A 21575-nucleotide genomic window follows, 5' to 3' on the forward strand; every position below is an offset into this window, starting at 1 on the left:
AAACCAATTTTATAAACCTTTGTTAGTAATAATGCTTTTACTAATTAATATAGTTTATTCAAGCACTTATAGTGGCTCAGATAGATATATGGATAAAGTAAATGAAATAGCACTAGATAATAATTATATCCAAAGAAAAGTAGGCGTTGTTTCCGGGGTTCTTAAAACGATTAGCATCTACAATAAAATAGCGGGTAAGCATATATTTCCGGAAAGTGCTGATGAGTTTGAATTGAGAATTTCAAAAGATGCATCAAAACCTACAAAAGATATTACGCTAAAATCAAAAGATTTTGAAGTAATAAATTTTACTGGAACAGAAAATGAAATTGTTGCCGAACTTCAAAATAAAACCTATCAAATTAATGTAAAGGTATATTACACGTTAGATCCAAATGATTTTTATGGGCATAAGTTTTTAAAAATAACATCTAAAGATGAATACGTTATTGAAGTTTTGGATATTGAATCAATTTCTTTAAAAGATGCTTATGAGCCTTATCGAGCCAAAAACCTTATGTGGACAAAAACAAAGTTTCTACCTAATTTGGGGCAGCCTGTATATACATCGCGATCAGCTACTTTTTGGGGTGTTGAATTTCCAGCCTCATGGAACAGAATTGAAAATGAAAATGACATACACTGTGGTTATCAAGCTGCTGTTGAGCTCAAACCAAATAAAACTTATACAAGTTATAAAGCGGTATTTGGAGTGGGAGATGATTCAGAATATATTAAAGATTCATTCTTAAAATATATTGATGAGATTAGATTAATACCTTTTGATTTACATGTTCAGTATAATTCTTGGTTTGATTTTTCTGCCTCAATCACACAAAAAAAATTCTTAGGGTCGCTCGAAACTCTAAATAATGAACTAGTAATTAAAAGAGGCTGTAAGCCAATTGATGTTTATGTTGTTGATGATGGTTGGCAAAATTCAAGACCAAATCGTTCTCCTTTAGAAGATTGGAGTAAAGGTATGTACGGGGTAAATACATTGGTTTTTGATGAAGATATGAAGACTGTAAAAGATGAAATTGAAAAAAAAGGTTCAAAGATGGGGCTGTGGGCAAGTCCTGCTTGTTTATTTGGAGCTACCGCTAATCTAGATGTTTTAGAAAAAAATGGTTTGGAGACTTTGGTTGGAAGCCCTCATCGTAGAACAGGAAAGGTAGCAAAGTCTATGTCAATGGTAGGAGAAAAATACATGGAATTGTTAGAAGAGGCATTACTCAGAATGGTTGATATGGGGGCTGTTTATTTCAAGTTAGATGGGATTTTTGGCCACATGGGTGCTAGGTTTTTTGAAGTAGTTCCTAACAGAGGAACCCCCGTAATGACTCATTTATTACCTAAGGATATTGTTGCAGATGATGTAAGACTGAATGATGAAAAATTTGATGAAATGAAGCGGTATTATATTACCCGAGGTACAGAGCGTTTAATCAAAATTTACGAGAAAATGATAGCACTCAATCCTAAAGTGCGTATTCTTAATCATAATGGTGCTACTATAAGCCCATGGTGGTTAATGACAACAGATGTTATTAGTTTGGTTAACCAGCAAGATGGTGCACAAGGAGGTAGTGATAGAAACGCTCAAATGGTTTACCGAGATGGTATTTATTACCAGACTGTTAAAACTGATGGCAATCAAATACCAATCAATTCTATCTTTAATCATGAGCCAGCAAAAGATGGAGGAGACCGCTTTGATGATGCAAATTTTGAAGATTTCAGAAATTATTTTTTTATGAATCTGGCTAGGGGAACGGCCATGGTAGAGCTGTATGTACAGGTTAGAAGTTTAGATAAAAGTGATTACGATGTTATAGCTGATGGTTTAAAATGGTTATACAAAGCCTACCCAGCTTTTAAGAGATCTAGAATGCATGGGTATAATCCATTAGGAGAAAATACATTTGATGAAATAAACGTAAACTTAAAAAACATAAATATTGATAAAGATACTAATGTGTATGGCTATACAGGATGGAATGAAAATCAAGGTTTCGTGTCAATACATAATCCTACCCTAGAAACAAAAACGTATTCATTTAAGCTAGACAGAAAATTTGGACTGTTACCAAATACCAATGGGCAATTAGTTTTTGATTTAAGTTCCCCAATGCAAGAAAAAATTACTGGTCTTAAAAAGGAGTGGAGATACGGGGAAACTGTTACTTTAAAAATAAACCCAAAGGATGTAATTATTTTAGACTTTAATAAAAAATAAATTTTTAACATGATTTTTCAATTAAGATATATTAGACTTATTTTACTAATTGCAATGATACCTGCTTTTGGAGTTAGTCAAAATATAGGAACTAAATCTAGGCCAAATGTGATTATTCTATATTTTGATGATTTAGGTTATGGAGATTTAGGAGCTAATAATCCAACGGGGTTGGAGATACCTGTAAATTCGGAATATTTGAGTAATTCAAAACAAACTCTAACTCCAAATTTAGATAAACTGGCTATGCAAGGTATCCGTTTTACTAACGGTCATTCTGCTGATGCCGTCTGCTCTCCAGCTAGATATGCTTTATTAACTGGTAGATACGCATGGCGAACAGCTTTAAAAAGTGGAGTTCTAGGTGGCTACAGTAAAACTTTTATGCCCAAGAATCAATTTACTATTGCAAATATGTTTAAATCGCTTGGATATCATACGGCTATGGTGGGGAAGTGGCATATTGGTATGCAATTTTATAATGAAGAAGGCAAGCCAGTAAAATTACCCACTAATCCAAAACCAACAATACTAGAAAACAACACCATTGATTTCTCAAAACCACTTACAGATACCCCCTTTCATCATGGGTTTGAGTATTTCTATGGAACAACGGCATCATTAGATATGTATCCCTATGCATGGGTAGAATCTAATAATAAGAAAGTACATGTTTTAATAAAAGGGGGTGTAGTCAACAATGATAAAGTTTATTTTACTGAAGCGAAAATTGCTAGCAATGAAGATTTGAAAGAAGGAAATATGCCTTTTAAGTCAAGACCTGGAGTTTATGACCCTAGTTTTGCACAAGAGGACTATTTGCAAATTCAAAGTCAAAAAGTTAGAGATTTAATGAAGTGCTATGAGTCTAGTGAAGAACCGTTTTTTATATATGTACCAATTCCTGCCCCTCATGAACCTTATGCAATTCAACAGAAATTTAAAGGGGTCACAGGTTTTGATTATGGTGATTATTTGGTTCAAACAGATTATTATGCAGGTGAAATTATTGATGCACTAGGAGACCCAAATGATCCTAAAAGTTTAGCTTCTAATACTATAGTATTTGTTACTAGTGATAATGGTCCAGAAAACGCAGCCTATAGAACAGGTATAAAAGTAGGTCATGACTCCAATGGTCCATACAAGGGTATCAAGCGAGATAATTGGGAAGGAGGTACGCGAGTGCCATTTATAATACGTTGGCCAGAAATTGTAAAGCCCAAAACCGTTACTTCAGATGTTTTTTTACAGGGTGATTTTATCGCTACAATGGCTGATTACTTTGGATTTAAATTAGACTATAATTCAAAGGCTCCAGATGCAGAAAGCTTTCTACCAGTTTTATCTGGGACTAAAATGCCTGAAAAAAGGAGACCAGCTATAATCCAACACTCAAGTAAGGGGCAATTTGCTATTGTGGATTATAAAGGTGAATGGAAGCTTATAGATGGAACTGCTGGTGGAGGAAATAATCATACTCCAGACTCGAATAATAATATGATTATTAATGCTCGGGGTAAAATAGGAGGTACCCCTCGTCAGCTCTATAATTTATTAAGTGATCCAGGCGAGCAAGATAATTTGCTAGTTGATGATCCAAATAATCCAAATGACAATTCATCCCCTTCTAAGGAACATTTGGAAAAAGAAAAAGAACTATACGAATTATTGGTATTAATACGAGGGAATAAACCTAAAGGGACAATTGGTACCAGTTATGTAAACGCTAAAAATAACAGAAAATGATAAAACAAAAAACATTATTGTTGCTTCTATTATGTCAAACCTTCTTTTATAGTTATTCTTTGAATGATAAAAATAAAGTTTACAGAATTAGTAGCGATTTTATTCATGTAACATTTGACGAGACTGATGGTAAACTTGCTTTAGCAACCTTAGATGAGAATGTTTTTTTTGAAACGAAGTTTAAAAGCTTTGTTAAAGATAAAACTAAAACTATAAAAAGTCATGAAATTTCAAATCTAGGTTTTTCAAACTCTATTGAAATACACTTATTAAATGGTGAGATTAAATTGGTCAGTTTGATTGATGGTGTGCCATTTGCGTTTTTAGAGACAATAGTGGTTAACTCTTCAAAAAGACCGTTGAAAGTAGATAAGATTGATATTTGTGATGCAAAAATTTTGCCTATGGTTGAAGATAGTAAATTAAGAGTTTTGGGAACAGGCGGATTAACTTTAGTTAATGAACAACCTAATTCTGGAAAAAAGTTACATAAAAAACCTTATAAAATCAATGAAGCATCTAGAGTATCTCCTGCAGGAAGTTATATGTTTTTATCCATAGCAAATCCTGAAACGAGAAGTGGTTTTGTCGGTGGTTGGATTTCATCTAATAAAGGTAGTGGTATAATTCACTATTTTTCTAATAAAGGAACAACCAATATTAGAGCAAGTATTGATTATGGGCGTTTAAATATTCTCGAACATAGCAATTTTGACACGGAAGTTCTTGCATTGGGTTATTTTAAGGATTGTAGATTAGGACTAGAATCTTATGCAGACATAGTGGCCAATTACTATGAAATTGAGTTAAACCCGCAATTAGACGGATATTGTACATGGTATAGCAGACCTAATGGAAGAGCCTCAGATGAAAATAAAATTATTGAGCTATCAGAAGATGCAAAGAAAAAATTAAAGCCTTATGGTTTTGATTTCATACAAATTGATGATAAATGGCAAAGAGGTTTGTATAAAAATGGACCAAGGAGGGTATTTGTAAACCATCGTGAAGATGGGCCATACCCAAATGGAATGAAACCTGTTGCTGAAAAAATTAAAAATATGGGGCTTACACCAGGAATTTGGTGGATGCCATTTGCAGGGACTTTTGATGACGATTTTTTTTCTGATAAGCAATATCTATTCTCCAAGAACCAAGACGGAACACCCTATGTTGCTAAATGGGGGGGGGCAGCTTTTGATTTGACAAACCCAAAAACTTTAAAATACGTTGGTGATATATCTCATAGATTAGCTAATGATTGGGGATATAAGTATTTTAAAATAGATGGACTATGGATGGGTACATCAACAAAAAATCAATACGGTAATAATGAATATATTGGTAATGATCATTTGGGAGAACAAATAGTTGAAAATCCTAATATCACACCTATTGAGTCCTATAGGCTTGGGCTTAAAACGATTCGCGATACAGTAGGGAAAGATGTTTTTATTCTGGGATGTAATACTTCTCAAAACATGAGAGTTTTTGGAGCTTCTTTTGGATTAATGGACGCGATGAGAATTGGTCCGGATAATAAACCTGAGTGGAAGTACTTAAAAATGGGACCTTGGCATGGAACAAATAGATATTTCTTACACGGGAAGGTTTGGTACAATGATCCAGATCCGTTATATGTAAGAAATGAAATGCCTATTGAACATTCAAAAGTTATATGTTCATGGGTTTCAATTTCAGGACAATTAAATGTATTTAGTGAGTGGTTGCCAGATCTGAATCCAGAAAGACTCCATCTTTTACAGCGGACACTTCCTTCTCACGGATTAACTGCCCGACCGGTGGATTTATTTGAAGAATTCTTTCCTAAGATTTGGGAATTGGATAACCCTGTCCTGGACCAAAAAATAGTAGCTGTTTTTAATTGGGAAGATGACACTGAACTAGGTTTCAATAAAGATTTAGAGAAACTAGGTTTAGACTCTGATGAAAATTATGATGTTTACGAGTATTGGACTGGTAGTTACAAGGAAGTAAAAGAGAATTTAAAGTTGAAAATACCAAAAGCTAGCTGTAGGGTTTTTTCAATTAGAAAAAAGAAATCACATCCACAAGTAATATCAACTTCTAGACATATAACTCAGGGTATAGTTGATGTCGTTGAAGAAATTTGGGATGAAAAAACAAAAACCTTCTTACTAAAAACCAAAAATATTGAAGATGATAATTACGAAATTCGGATTGTTGTTCCTTCTGCAATGGAAGTAGATAAAGTTATTTTCAATAAATCAGAGATTCCATTTGAATTAAAAGGAAGCCTTTTAATTGCGAATGTTACAACTAAAATAACTAAGAACTTTGAGTGGGAAATAAGTTTTAAGTAATAACCTAAGTATAATTGAACAAACAAAGCTTCATGAAGAAAATAGCACTATATATATCCTTGATACTTGTATTTGCTTGTGGTAAAAAACATAATATCAATAAAAAGGATGATACATTTCATCAGTTTGAAAGTAATTGGGAGTCATTGTCCAAACAAAACATACCGGAATGGTTTAAAGATGCCAAATTTGGTATTTATGCCCATTTAGGGGTTTATTGTGTTCCAGCATTTGAAAATGAGTGGTATCCTCGTAAAATGTATTCCTATGAAAAGGAGAAGTATCAAAAGGTGAAAGATTACCATAGAAAGACTTATGGTCCGATTAAGGATTTTGGTTATAAGGATTTTATACCACTTTTTAAATGTGAAAATTTTGATGCTGAGGAATGGGCCGAATTATATAAGAAAGCTGGAGCTAAATTCGCTGGACCTGTAGCAGAGCATCATGATGGCTTTTCCATGTGGGGTAGCAAAGTTAACAGATGGAATGCTGTTGACATGGGACCAAAAAGAGATATTGCAGGAGAATTAGTTAAAGCTATTAGAAAACGAGATATGAAAGTAGTTACATCATTCCACCACTCATATAACGTTAGTGGTTTTTTTGTGAAGCAGGATAGTTTAGATACAGGGGATCCAGAATATGCAGATCTTTATGGACAAGAAGGTTCCAAAATAGCATATGAAAACTGGTTTTTGAAGATGAAAGAAGTTATAGATGAATTTAAACCTGATCAATTATGGTTCGATTTTAAATTAAAGAATATTCCAGATGAATATAAAATTCGTATGGCTCAGTACTATTATAATAAAGAAGCTGAATGGAAAAAAGATGTTATTATTACTAGAAAAAATGACGATTTGCCTTCTGGGGTTGGTGTGCTTGATGTGGAGAGGAGTAAGCAAGCAAACTCGTCGGATAGGTTGTGGCAAACTGACGATGCTCTTGCTCGATATACATGGATATGGGTTCCAGATATAGAATTAAAACCCGAAAGAGAATTGATCCACGAATTAATTGATATCGTTAGTAAGAATGGTGTGTTATTATTAAATGCCTGCCCTAAAGCAGATGGTACAATACCTGACGACCAAAAAAAAATACTTTATGCTATAGGAGATTTTTTAAAAATAAACGGACAAGGGATTTATAAGACCAGACCTTGGAAAATACATGGCGAAGGTCCTAATCTTTATGATAAGGGAAGAGGGATGGACGAATATGAAAAAAAACCAGTTGAATTCACAGGAAATGATATTCGCTTTACATCTTCAAAGGACGGAAAAATAGTTTATGTACACACTCTAGGTTGGCCAAAAGATAAGTTAATAATAGAGTCTATGGGACTAAATTCGAAATATTTAAAGGAAAAAATAAAATCTGTTAGTATGCTAGGGAACAATGCTAAAACTAACTGGAATCAAACACAAAATGGGTTAGAAATAGATGTCAGTAATACTAAGCCAAGAGGAAATCATGCATATACATGGGCTGTACAGTTGTGACAAGCCCTTCATGTAGTAGCCACTACTTAATATGACAAATGTTTACATGAAAAATAACAATATGAAATACATTGTTTGCGAAAAACCAGGAGAATTTCAATTGAAAGAAAAGGAGGCTCCTGTACGAAAAGAAGGCGAAGCTTTATTACAAATAAACAGCGTTGGTATTTGTGGTACCGATTTACATGCTTATGGCGGAAACCAAGCATTCTTTACCTACCCTAGAATATTAGGGCATGAATTAGCTTCTGAAGTATTAGAAATTGGAGAAAATGAACGCGGTATAAAAGCAGGCGACAAAGTTGTTGTTATGCCTTATGTTAGCTGCGGAGAATGTATTGCATGCCGAAACGGAAAAACAAATTGCTGCACCAATATTAAAGTTTTAGGTGTTCATGCCGATGGCGGAATGCAGGAACAAATTACCGTACCTGCAGACATACTTTTACCGGCCAACAACTTATCTAACAATGAAATGGCTATTGTAGAGCCTCTTGCTATTGGAGCCCATGCAGTGAGAAGAGCCAATATTCAAAAAGGGGAAACTGTAGCTGTTGTGGGTTGTGGTCCAATTGGGATTGGAATCATGAAATTAGCGCAAATTGCTGGTGCAAAAGTAGTAGCCATCGATATGAATGAGCAACGCTTAGAATATGCCAAAGAAAAAATTGGTGTAGATTATATTGTAAAAGCCGGAGAACATGCGGTTAATGAAATTTCAGAAATCACTAATGGCGATTTATGCACTGCTGTTTTTGATGCCTCCGGAAACAAATATGCTTTAGAGGCTTGTCCTGATTATATGTCGCATGGTGGTCGTTTTATTCTTGTTGGTTTATCTAAAGGCGAATTAACTTATACACATCCCAAAGTACATGCCAAAGAAATGACTTTAATGTGTAGCAGGAATGCAACAACCGAAGATTTTGAGCATGTTATTAGTGTTTTAAATCAATTCCCTACAGATTCGTTCATCACGCATCAAGTACCGTTTACGAAAATGATAGAACATTTTGATAGCTGGTTAAAACCAGAAACAGGCGTTATTAAAGCAACAGTAAGTTTTAACTAAAAATAAAGATGTCTAAAAATTACGTTCAAATAGACCCAAGAGACAATGTTATTGTTGCCATAAATCCATTAGAAAAAGGAAAAGTAACAAAAGTCGCCGGCAAAGAAATTACTTTAAAAGAAAACATTAAGCAAAAACACAAATTTGCGCTTAACGACTTTAATGTTGGCGACGAGATTTACATGTATGGTGTATTAATAGGAAAAGCCACTAAACCCATAAAAGAAGGTTGCGCCATTACTATTGACAATGTAAAACATGCTTCGGCAGAATTTAATGATTCTAAAGAAAAATTCACGTGGACAGCTCCTGACGCTTCAAATTTTGAAGGTAGAACATTTAATGGATTTCATAGAAAAGATGGCAAAGTAGGTACAGCTAATTATTGGTTAGTTATTCCTTTAACATTCTGTGAAAATAGAAACCTAGATGTTTTAGAAGGCGCACTTTCTGAAAAGCTCGGTTATGAAACCAAAAAAGATTTTGCAGTTGACACCGATGCTTTAATTCGTAAGTATAAATCTGGCGCTAGTGCCGAAGACATTTTCAATACACCAATTATAACAACTAAAGAGGAGATGACAAAAAATCGCATCTTCCCCAATGTTGATGGTATAAAATTTTTAAAACACGATGGCGGATGTGGTGGTATACGTCAAGATTCTGAAGTGCTTTGCAAGCTTCTTGCTGGTTATATTACTAACCCTAATGTTGCTGGTGCAACAGTTTTTAGTTTGGGTTGCCAAAATGCGCAAATAGAAATGCTTCAAAAAGCCATTGATGCTATCGATCCTAACTGCGATAAACCTGTTCATTATTTAGAACAGCAAAAAAGCGAAAGTGAAAGACATCTTATAGAAGAAGCCGTTAAACACACGTTTATTGGTCTTACTGAAGCCAATAAAATAGAAAGGCAACCTGCGCCTTTAAGCAAACTCGTACTTGGTTTAGAATGTGGTGGATCTGATGGCTTTTCAGGGATTTCAGCTAACCCAGCTCTAGGTTATGCTTCCGATTTATTGGTAGCACTTGGCGGAAGTCCGGTATTATCAGAATTTCCAGAATTAAACGGTGTTGAGCAAGAACTAATTAACCGATGCGAAACTACCGAAGATGCCAAAAAGTTTTCAAAATTAATGCGTGCGTATTCAGAAGCTGCTGTAGCCGTTGGTTCAGGGTTTGAAAACAACCCATCTCCTGGAAACATAAAAGATGGCTTAATTACCGATGCTATGAAATCGGCTGGCGCGGCCAAAAAAGGCGGAACATCGCCTGTAGTTGAAGTTTTAGACTATACAGAACAAGTTACAAAACCAGGCTTAAATTTACTTTGCACGCCTGGTAATGATGTTGAATCTACCACCGGATTAGTGGGTTCTGGCTGTAATGTTGTGGTATTTACAACTGGTCTTGGTACGCCAACGGGAAACCCTGTTGCCCCTGTTTTAAAAATGTCAAGTAACACTAATTTGTACCAACGTATGAATGATATTATCGACATTAATGCGGGTACAGTAATTACAGGCGAAGACACCATTGCTTCAATGGGCGAAAAAATATTAGATCACATCATAAAAGTTGCTAGTGGCGAAGTTGCATCAAAAGCAGTGCTTCACGGAAACAACGATTTTATTCCTTGGAAACGAGGAGTTTCATTATAACATAAAACTATGAATAACTTAAATAGAAAAACCGCAAACGTTAAAACATACACCGAACGTATTATACAATTTGGCGAAGGCAATTTTTTAAGAGCTTTTGCGGACTGGATGATTCATGAAATGAATAAACAAGCTCATTTTGATGCTGGTGTAGTGGCAGTTCAGCCAATTGACCAAGGCTTAATCAAGATGTTGAATGACCAAGACGGTTTATATACATTATATCTTAACGGCATTAAAAATGGCAAAGCCATCAGCGAACATGAGATTATAGATTGCATACAAAGAGGTATTAATCCTTATGAAAACTATGCTGATTACTTAGCAAATGCTGAAAATCCAGATTTACGTTTTGTTATTTCTAATACTACAGAAGCTGGCATAGCCTATAACGCTAATGATAAATTAGAGGATGCGCCTCAAAGCAGTTTCCCTGGAAAATTAACTGCATTATTATATAAAAGATTCCAAACTTTTGGTGCTGCTTCAGACAAAGGCCTTATCGTTATTCCATGTGAATTAATTGACCGCAATGGCGATAATCTTAAAAAAATCATTCTTCAATATGCTGAAGATTGGAATTTAGGTGCTGATTTTGTAGAATGGATTAACGATGATAATATTTTCTGCAATACCCTTGTTGACAGAATTGTACCAGGCTACCCAAGAGATAAAATGGATGCCATTACCAAAGAACTTGGCTATAAAGACAATTTAGTAGTTGAAGGCGAACAATTTCACTTATGGGTTATTGAAGGGCCAGAAGCTGTAAAAGAAGAACTACCTGCTGAAGCTTGCGGACTCAATATTGTTTTCACAGATAATATGGAGCCTTATAGAACCAGAAAAGTACGAATTCTAAATGGTGCACATACTAGCTTAGTACCTGTTGGGTATTTATATGGTATTGATCGTGTTCGTGAATCATTAGAAGACGAGGTTGTAGGTGGTTTTTTAAGAGATGCTATTTTCAATGAAATCTGCCCAACTTTAGATTTACCAGAAGACGAATTGAATCAATTTGCTAATGATGTTATTGATCGGTTTAGAAACCCGTATTTAGAACACGCGTTAATTAGTATATCTTTGAATTCGACTTCAAAATATAAAACCAGAGTTCTACCATCAGTTTTAGAATACATCAAAAGAAAAGGCGAATTACCACAACGCTTATTATTTTCTTTAGCTGCTTTAATCGCATTTTATAAAGGCGAGCGCAACGGAGAAGCCATCCCATTAAAAGATGACCAATCGGCTTTAGATTTCTTTAAAACACAATGGGCAGCAGGAAATATCGCTGATGTGGCAAAAGCAACACTTCAAAACCAAGATTTCTGGGGTGTTGATTTAACACAATTTGAAGGTTTACTAGAAACTGTAACCACCAACTTAGAAAACATTGTGAATAACGGCATGCAAGCGGCCTTACAAGATTTTAGTAAATAAAATTTTATGATGGTAATAGATTCACATCAGCATTTTTGGAATTACGAGCCTAAAAAACACGACTGGATAGATGATTCTATGAAGACTATCCGTCGTGACTTTTTACCTCAAGATTTACAACGCGTATATACCGAAAATAAAATTGATGGTTGTATAGCTGTTCAAGCCGATCAAACGCTTGCCGAAACTAATTTCTTAATTGAATTGGCTGCAAAAAACAACTTTATAAAAGGAGTTGTAGGCTGGGTTGATTTTAGAGACGAAACAACCATTGAATCAGTTTTAGAACAATACAAACAATTTGATATTATAAAAGGTTTCCGTCATGTTGTTCAAGGCGAACCAGATCATAATTTCTTGCTGAGACAAAATTTTAAAAATGGTATTGCTCATCTAGAAAAACACAATTTCACTTATGACATCTTGGTGTTTCCGTATCAATTGGGTGCAGTACTCGAATTTGTAAAAAGCTTTCCAAATCAAAAATTTGTTATCGATCATATTGCAAAACCATACATAAAAGATGGTTTTTATGAGGGATGGGCAGTCCTTATTAAGGAAATTGCTAAACATGAAAATGTATACTGCAAGTTATCTGGTATGATTACTGAAGCCGATTTCAACAGTTGGACACCAGAACAAATTTATCCGTATATGGATGTCGTTTTACAAGCCTTTGGTCCAAAAAGAATTCTATTTGGTTCAGATTGGCCCGTGTGTTTGGTAGCAGGAAATTATTCAAAAGTAAAACAATTAGTAACCAATTTTATCGCACCATTATCGTCTTCAGAACATGAAGCAATTATGGGTAAAAATGCTGTGGAATTTTACAATTTAAAACAATAAAATAAAGAATATGGATTTAGGTCTAAAAAATAAAATAGTAGTTGTAACAGGAGCTGCCGGAATAAAAGGTAGTATTGGAGAAACTATAGTACAGTCGTTAGCCAATGAAGGCGCAATTCCTGTTATTGTAGACAGAAATGCCAGAGGTTTTGGGTACGCTGAAGCTTTACAAAACCAAGGTATTGATTCAATTTTCGTTCAAACCGATTTATCTGATTACAAACAAATAGAACGCGCCGCCAAAACTATTGAAGAAAAATACGGTCGTGTTGATGCTTTAATTAATAATGTTGGTGTTAATGATGGTGCCGGACTTGATGCTTCAATGGATGATTTTATGTACTCCCTAAAACTCAATATGGTTAGCTTTTTTGCCATGACAAAGTTCTGTTTACCAATGATTAAAAAGGTAAAAGGAAACATTTTGAATATAGGTTCAAAAGTGGCATTAACCGGTCAAGGAGGTACATCGGGCTACGCAGCATCTAAAGGAGGTGTACTAGGGTTAACCCGAGAATGGGCCGTTGATTTAATAAAAGATGGTATTCGTTCAAACGCTATTATTATAGCAGAAAGTTGGACCCCTGCATATGATCAATGGATTAAAACCTTAGAAAACGGCGAAGAAAAACTAGAATCTATTGTCAAGAAAATTCCTTTAGAAAACCGAATGACAACACCAGAAGAGATTGCAGACCAATGCCTATTTGCCATTTCAGAACGTTCATCGCATACAACTGGTCAATTTATAACTGTTGATGGTGGTTATGTACATTTAGACCGATCTCTATTAACAGAATAAATCATTTGTTATGCAATAAAACACAAGTAACTTAATTTTTATTTTGTTCACATTGTGCATTGCAACCTACTAACTTAAACCTAAAATTTATGAGTAAAACAAAAAATATACCAGTAGTTAGAAAAGAACTTTTGTTTCCTTTTATAATAATTACTTCTTTATTCGCCCTTTGGGGTATCGCAAACGATTTAACCAACCCTATGGTTTCTGCCTTTAAAAAAGTAATGCCAGAATTATCAAATGTTCAAGCGTCATTAGTACAATTTGCATTTTATTTCGGTTACTTCTTTATGGCCTTACCAGCAGCTTTGTTTATTAGAAAATACAGTTATAAATCTGGAATAATTCTGGGGCTTTCATTCTATGCTTTAGGGGCCTTTTTGTTCTACCCAGCTGCAGCTAATGAAGAGTTTAACTTTTTCTTAATTTCATTATGGGTAATTACCTGTGGTTTGGCATTTTTAGAAACAACCTCAAATCCGTTAATACTTGCTTTAGGCGATAAAGAAACAGCAACACAACGCCTAAACTTAGCTCAAGCTTTCAACCCTATTGGCTCACTTACAGGAATGATAATAGCACAAGTTTTTGTAATTGGTGCACTACGCTCTGATGACTACACAGAAGAAGCTTATAAAGCCTTATCGTCAGAAGAATTAGCCGCTGTTCGAGAAAACGACCTTGGCATTATTAGTGTCCCATACATTGCACTTGGTGTTTTAGTTTTAGTAATCATGGGTATTATTATCGCTACTAAAATGCCTAAAACGGCAGATGAAGATAAAATGTCATTATCTGAATCGTTCAAAAAATTAAAAGTTAATAAAAACTACATTTTTGGTGTTATTGCACAAGCGTTCTATGTAGGCGCTCAAATCATGTGTTGGACATACATCTTTCAGTATGTAGACAATATTAACGAAACTCATGGTACAGATTATACCGCTACTTATTTTAATGTTGCTGCAATGATATCTTTTTTAACAGGACGTTGGATTGGTACCGCATTAATGAAAAAAGTTAATCCTTCACGATTGCTTATGTTATTTGGAATTGGTGGCGTTATTATGTGTGCAGGAACAATATTATTATCAGGATTAGCTGGCTTAATATCACTGGTAGCTATTTCAGTTTTTATGTCTATTATGTTCCCAACCATTTACGGTATAGCACTGAAAGATATGGGAGATGAAGCAAAAATTGGTTCAGCGGGTCTAGTAATGGCTATTGTTGGTGGTGCTTTAATGCCTGTACTCCAAGGCAGTATACTTGACTGGGGAGGAAGTGGTTTTGCTGATGTTCAAGTTCTAGGCTTTATTCCTGAAGTAAATTTCTCTTTTATTTTACCATTAATTTGCTTAGCTGTTGTGGCCTTTTACGGGTTCACTAGCTACAAACGAAACCTTAAAAACTCATGACAACAAAACGCTATTGTTACGCATGCGATTTAAAAGATGACTCTAAACTAATCGCTGAATATAAAGAATACCATGCTGCTGGAAACGCATGGCCAGAAATCACTAAAAGTATTAAAGATGCTGGTATTGTAGATATGGAAATTTATTTAACAGGAAACCGCATGTTTATGATTATGGAAGTTGATGACACGTTTGATCCTGTTAAAAAAGCGGAAATGGATGCGAACAACCCAAAAGTTCAAGAATGGGAAAACCTAATGTGTGGAACTACCAACAAGAATTACCCTGGGCCAAAGATGGCGAAAAATGGATTCCGTTAGAGCAAGTTTTTAAACTATAGAATTATTTTTACGTGTTAAGTGATTGCAGATGTTTGTTAATAAAATCGCCAAATTAATATGATTTCTGTTTTATAAAATATATTAGCAACTTAAAATAATATAATCACAACAAAGTTTGAAAGTTAGTCCGTAATAAAAACCACTAATTTTCTTGTTCTAAATTTAAGATGAATGAAATTTAAGCACTATTTGGATATATCAAGGATTGATATTAAACAGTTTATTTCTTTTAAAGTATTTTTTCTTTTTTTAGTAATGCTTAATTATTACAATGGTCTTTCTCAAAATTACTTAGATCAAGGAAATAATACTTTTTGAAAAAATTTCAAATGAAGAAGGGTTGTCTCAAAGTACTGTGTTTTCAATAACTCAAGATACTTTGGGTTATATGTGGTTTGCCACCAACGATGGCCTTAATAAGTATGATGGCTCTCAATTTACGGTTTACAGAAATGACAAGGAAAATCCGAACTCATTGCTTTCAAACCCGTTGCGAAAGGTATATATAGATAGTTTTGGGGTGTTGTGGATTGGAGGTAATAAGGGAGTGAGTAGATATGATTCTAAAAAAGATAGATTTGATAATTTTCAATTAGTAAAAGGTAATAGTGTAAGATTTGTTTCGGACATCGAACAAGATGGTAATGCAGGTTTATGGATTAGTACTTTTGAAGGAAGCCTATACAAGTTTGATAATGAAAGTGATAGTTTTGAATCTATAACAATTTTAGCACCGAAAGGTGTTAATATTGAAATAATTCAGGATGTAATTGCATTTGAGAATAATTTGATTTTAGCCACAGATGTGGGCTTATTTAATTTTGACTGTGAGAGGTATATCTTAACGGAAATTGTACTTCCCGGTATAAAAAAAGGAATAAGAGTTATAAGTAAAAGAAAAGAAGGTGGCTTTTGGGTTGGCACAGATGGGGATGGACTTGTGGAACTTGATGCTGATTTTAAGCTAAAGAAAATTAGAAAGCATAACATAGCTAATCCAAATTCATTATGTAATGATAATGTACGTTCTATTTCCTATGATAATGATGGGAAACTATGGGTAGGTACGTTCATAGGGTTAAGTATTTACGATCCGCTTAGAGATATTTATGATAATTATTATCAAGATAATACAAAAATATATGCCTTAGGTCAGAATTCTGTTAGGAATATATATAAAGATAATGATGGTGGTATGTGGTTGGGAACATATTATGCAGGTATTAGTTACTATCACCCAAATAATATAAAGTTTAATTTAATAGACCAAAATGGTGGAGAACTATCTTTAAGTGACAATGTAGTAAGTGTTATTACTGAAAATAAAGACGGCACTGTTTGGATAGGAACAAACGATAAGGGGTTAAATTTATGGGACAGGGAAGACAATAAGATTACTTTTTTTTCTTCTGAAGAAGGAAACAACAGTTCGCTTAGCTCAAATAATATAAAATCTATTTTAGCCCTTGAAGATGGAAAACTGCTTGTAGGTACTCATGATAACGGTCTAAATTATTATGACCCTAAGACAAACAAGAGTAAAATATTCAGAATAGAGGATTCAAAAGGAAATTTTAAGAATAATGGAATCTATTCTATATTAATGGATAGAAAATCTCAGATATGGCTAGGTACAGAAAATGGGCTTTACATTTTTAAACTTTCAGATGAGAGTTTAAAGCGTATTGATGAAGGACTTGAAGGGAATCGTTTAACATCAAAAAATATATCTTTTTTATTTGAAGATTCATTAAATAGAATATGGGTTGGAACCTATGATGGACTTAATGTATATTATCCAGATAAAGATACTTTTGAGTCCTACAAAAAGATCTCAGGAAATAAAAATTCATTAACTGAGAACTACATAACTTGTATATTTGAAGATAGTAAAGGAAGGTTGTGGGTTGGAACTAATGGGGGATTAAATGTTTTTAACGAACTTCAGCAAAACTTTGTTCAATATACTACTAAAGATGGACTCTCTAACAACGTTGTTCAGGGTATTTTAGAAGATAACAGTGGAAGATTATGGATAAGCACAAATTCAGGAATCTCTCATCTTGATTTAAAAACAAATAAGTTTAAGAAATATACCAAAGCAGACGGTGTGCAAAACCACCAGTTCATGGTTTCTTCTTATGCAATGCTTAGAGATAGTACTTTTGTTTTTGGAGGAACAAAAGGTATTACCTATTTTAAACCAAACGAAATTCATGATACTGCATTTAATTCAAAAGTGAATTTGAATGCTCTCAAGGTCAATAATGAGAAAATATTACCAGATGACATCAGTAATATTTTAGAGCACCATATAAACTTTACTGAAAATCTAATATTAAAAAGTGAACAAAATTCTATAACTCTTGAATTTTCCGCTATGAACTATTCTTATAATAATAAAGTTAGGTATTGCTGGAAAATGGAAAACTATGATGAGGATTGGATATGTTCTGAAAATAATCAAGCTACATACTCAAATATTTCCCCAGGAGAATATAAATTTAGAGTCATAGCACTTGACTCAGATTCTAACTATGGTCAATCAATCAAAAGCTTAAATATTTTAGTTTTAAGGCCTTGGTGGCTAACAATTTGGGCCTTATGCATTTATATAGTTCTACTAATATTAACGATTATTTTTCTATATAAAATTATTACGGATAGAATAAAAACAATTAATGATCTTAAAAAGATAAGATCAGAAAAGTTAAAGTTGGCTCAAGTTAATCAAATGAAAATACAATTTTTTACAAATATAACTCATGAGTTTAGAACGCCATTAACTCTAATATTGGCACCTTTGGAAAAAGTTTTAGAAAAGAATATTTCGGATGAATGGTTAAGAGACCAAATTATTCTTGTAGAAAAAAATGCTAAAAGATTACTTCGTTTAATCAACCAACTATTAGAGTTTAGGAAATTAGAAACAAATAAAATGAAACTAAATGCTTCGAAAGGGGAAATAGTAAGTGTAATAAATGATATTTATCTGTCATTTGCTTCTTTGGCATCTAAGAATAATATTATATACTCTTTCAATTCAAATGAGAAAACAATAGAAATGTATTTTGATCCTGATGTCATTGAAAAAATTATGTATAATTTATTGTCTAATTCATTAAAATTTACACCATTTGGTGGCTCTGTTAGTGTAAATGTTCTTAGAGAAAAAGCTAGGGTAATAATTGAGATTGAAGATTCTGGAGAAGGAATAGCAGAGGAACAATTAGAGCTGATTTTTGAAAGATATTATAGTACGAACTCTAATGATAAAGATTCTGGAACAGGAATAGGATTAGCTCTTTCAAAAAGGTTGGTAAAATTACATCAGGGAGAAATAAAAGTTGAGAGTATTGAGGGAGTTGGTACCAAATTTATAATTAGTTTACCCTTGAATAATGAATCATATTCAACTGAAGAAGTATCTGGTGATAAGTCTAATAAAATGAATAAACAACTCAAAATCAGTGATCATTTGGAGGAAAGTATCAGAGACAATCATGCCATTGAAAATCTAAAGGAAAAGGTTGACACAATTTTAATTGTTGAGGACAATATGGATATTTCTAATTATCTTTTCAGGAATTTTTCAAAGAAATACGTTGTCTACACTGCTCCTGATGGTTTAGAGGCCTATGATATGCTTAAAAAAATAAATCCTAGTCTAGTCATATCTGATATTATGATGCCAAAAATGGATGGTGTCAATTTTTGCAAAAAAGTTAAACAGAATATAAAGACCGCACATATACCTATTATATTGTTAACTGCCAAGACTAGCATTGAAAATCAACTTGAAGGAATTAATTCTGGGGCTGATGATTATATAGCAAAACCATTTTCTCTATCTCTTCTTGAGGCAAAAGTTAAAAACGTTATTAAATCAAGAAAACGATTAAAGGATTTCTATTCACAATCACTAGAAATACATCCTGAAGAAGTTGCTTTTAGTGATTTGGATAAGGAGTTTTTGAGTAATGCAAAAACAATCGTCGAAAAAAACATTAGTAATGCAAATTTTTCTGTAGAAATTTTTGCCAAAGAAATTGGAATGAGTCGATCAAATTTGCATTTGAAGTTAAAGGCAATTACAGGAGAGTCTGCAACAGACTTCATTAAAAAAGTTCGATTTGGTCAAGCTATCAAACTTATTGAAAAAAAACGGTATTCAATTTCTGAAATTGGTTATATGGTGGGCTTTAATTCACCTTCTTATTTTTCAAATAGTTTTAAAAAGTATTTTGGTTATTTACCTACCGAACATTCATAAAAATTAAAGTAATTCATGTTTTGAATACTTTTTATAGTTGTATTGATTTGGGTTTCGTAATAGAACGGTCAAATTCTAGGAATTGATTTTATTCAATGTGATGCGTAACTAATATAAACTGTTTATGAAACATTTTGACATCAGTAAAACTTTTTTTAATGGAACTTTACAATAAATTTAAACACAAAGGGATTTAACCTACCCTATGTATGAATGTAATAAAAACGCATAAAAATGAAAAAAAACAAAAAATGTATTAAGCTTTCTATAATGATTCTATTTTTCAGTACTTTGCTCAGTTGTAATCATAGAAATGAAACCTCTAATAATGAAGATACTAGTTTCATGACATTTTCGCCTAGTTGGGAGTCTCTTTCCAATCATCAACAAACACCAGATTGGTTAAGAGACGGAAAGTTTGGAATATATTTTCACTGGGGTGTTTATACTGTTCCGGAAAAGTACACAGAATGGTATCCCAGGTACATGTATGATAAAAATAGTTTTCTTTTTGAATTTCATAAAAACACTTATGGAGATCAGTCAGAATTCGGTTATCATGATTTAATTCCTCTTTTTAAGGCCCCTAAATTTGACGCTAAAAAATATGCAAATTTAATGAAGACTGCCGGCGCAAGGTTTGGAGGTTTGGTAGCAGAACATCATGATGGATTTTCGATGTGGAATAGTAATGTTAATCCTTGGAATGCAAATGACATGGGGCCAAAGAAAGATATTTTAGGTTTATTAAAAACCGAAATCAATAACGCAGGCTTAAAGTTTTTTACAAGTTTCCACCATGCCAGATTACTTCAAAGAAATTCGACAACACCCAATGACGGAACTTATGATAGCCATTTTATTTATGATAAAAATTGGCATACATCTTCAACAGACCCTAAATTATCTTTATTGTATGGAAATATTAATGAGGATAAATTCTATGAAATATGGTTTGAAAAGTTAAAGGAGGTTATTGATGAGTATTCTCCTGATGTTATATACTTTGATTCGTGGCTTAATTTGATTCCGGAAAAACATAGAAAGGAATTTTGTGCTTATTATCTCAATGAGGCGCAAAAGAAGCAACAAGAAGTTGCAATAATATATAAGCAACATGACCTTCCTTTATCGGTAGGTATAAATGATATTGAAAAAGGCGGTCATACAGAAATTTTTAAGCCTCTATGGATGACTGATGATACTGTTAATTTTGGATCTTGGTCTTATACTGATGATATTAAAATAAAACCAACTTCAATGGTTTTACACAGCTTGATAGATATAGTGAGTAAAAATGGGACACTATTATTAAATATTTCACCAAGAGCGGACGGGTCAATACCTGTGGAGCAGGAGCTAGTATTACAGGAAATTGGCGAATGGCTTAAAGTAAATGGAGAAGCAATTTATAATACCAAACCTTGGTTGATTCACGGAGGAGGGCCTACAGTACCAAAGGCGGGTACTCATGGAGGGATGACGACAACCAATGTCTATACTTTTGAAGATTATAGGTTTACACAATCCAAAGATGAAAAAATTATTTATTTAATGTTTTTAGGAAAGCCAGAGAAGGGTAGCCGTTTAAAAATACGAGAGCTAGCACCTCACAGGTATCCAACGGCTACACCAATAAAAAGTGTAGTTGAATTAACTAATAATTCGAATGTTAAAGTTGAAGTAACTGATAGTTCAACATATTTTATAGTACCTGAAGTTGAACTCAATGATTATGCAAATGTTTTCAAAATTATTTTAGAATAGTTCATCCATTATTAATACTCGCATTGTTAACTTTCAGTATTAATTATCTTTTATAATATTTTTGGGTTTTGCTCAATTTTATTATTCGAGAGAACACAAAAGTTTATA

General features: G+C 33.5%; 12 protein-coding genes and 1 pseudogene. All 13 read left to right on the forward strand.

Going from position 1 to position 21575, the window contains the following annotated elements; genetic code table 11:
• Positions 1–31: 31 nt before the first annotated feature.
• The 13 genes and pseudogenes from KFZ70_RS09310 (at position 32) to KFZ70_RS09370 (ending at position 21467) form a co-directional block, all read left to right on the forward strand.
• Positions 32–2239 (forward strand): alpha-galactosidase, encoded by a 2208-nt coding sequence (locus KFZ70_RS09310; protein ID WP_233243992.1) that lies wholly within the window; start codon positions 32–34, stop codon positions 2237–2239.
• 9 nt (positions 2240–2248) lie between these two features.
• The gene (locus tag KFZ70_RS09315; RefSeq protein ID WP_139695071.1) at positions 2249–3988 is read left to right on the forward strand and encodes an arylsulfatase; all 1740 of its coding nucleotides are present in this window, start codon (positions 2249–2251) and stop codon (positions 3986–3988) included.
• Positions 3985–6333, forward strand: a complete 2349-nt coding sequence (locus tag KFZ70_RS09320; protein ID WP_139695070.1) for a hypothetical protein — start codon at positions 3985–3987, stop codon at positions 6331–6333. The genes KFZ70_RS09315 and KFZ70_RS09320 overlap by 4 nt, the downstream gene beginning before the upstream one ends.
• Before the next feature lie 32 nt (positions 6334–6365).
• A complete protein-coding gene (locus tag KFZ70_RS09325; RefSeq protein WP_139695069.1) occupies positions 6366–7841 on the forward strand; it encodes an alpha-L-fucosidase in 1476 nt (491 codons plus the stop codon).
• Positions 7842–7902: 61 nt separating this feature from the next.
• A complete protein-coding gene (locus KFZ70_RS09330; protein WP_139695068.1) occupies positions 7903–8913 on the forward strand; it encodes a zinc-binding alcohol dehydrogenase family protein in 1011 nt (336 codons plus the stop codon).
• 8 nt (positions 8914–8921) lie between these two features.
• A complete protein-coding gene (locus tag KFZ70_RS09335) occupies positions 8922–10574 on the forward strand; it encodes a UxaA family hydrolase (protein WP_139695067.1) in 1653 nt (550 codons plus the stop codon).
• Positions 10575–10583: 9 nt separating this feature from the next.
• Positions 10584–12020 (forward strand): tagaturonate reductase, encoded by a 1437-nt coding sequence (locus KFZ70_RS09340; RefSeq protein ID WP_139695066.1) that lies wholly within the window; start codon positions 10584–10586, stop codon positions 12018–12020.
• Positions 12021–12029: 9 nt separating this feature from the next.
• A complete protein-coding gene (locus KFZ70_RS09345) occupies positions 12030–12866 on the forward strand; it encodes an amidohydrolase (protein WP_139695258.1) in 837 nt (278 codons plus the stop codon).
• 10 nt (positions 12867–12876) lie between these two features.
• Positions 12877–13668: an SDR family oxidoreductase gene (locus KFZ70_RS09350; RefSeq protein ID WP_139695065.1), complete on the forward strand. Its 792-nt coding sequence runs from the start codon at positions 12877–12879 to the stop codon at positions 13666–13668.
• A gap of 89 nt (positions 13669–13757) precedes the next feature.
• A complete protein-coding gene (gene fucP, locus KFZ70_RS09355; protein WP_139695064.1) occupies positions 13758–15086 on the forward strand; it encodes an L-fucose:H+ symporter permease in 1329 nt (442 codons plus the stop codon).
• Positions 15083–15426: pseudogene (locus tag KFZ70_RS09360) on the forward strand (L-rhamnose mutarotase). The gene fucP and the pseudogene KFZ70_RS09360 overlap by 4 nt, the downstream one beginning before the upstream one ends.
• A gap of 356 nt (positions 15427–15782) precedes the next feature.
• Complete coding sequence (locus tag KFZ70_RS09365) at positions 15783–19700, forward strand: two-component regulator propeller domain-containing protein (protein WP_407515404.1); 3918 nt, start codon at positions 15783–15785, stop codon at positions 19698–19700.
• Between the two features lie 234 nt (positions 19701–19934).
• Positions 19935–21467 (forward strand): alpha-L-fucosidase, encoded by a 1533-nt coding sequence (locus tag KFZ70_RS09370; protein ID WP_139695061.1) that lies wholly within the window; start codon positions 19935–19937, stop codon positions 21465–21467.
• Positions 21468–21575: the final 108 nt, after the last annotated feature.

It is taken from the genome of Allotamlana fucoidanivorans (assembly GCF_045788535.1).
GTDB classification, from domain to species: domain Bacteria; phylum Bacteroidota; class Bacteroidia; order Flavobacteriales; family Flavobacteriaceae; genus Allotamlana; species Allotamlana fucoidanivorans.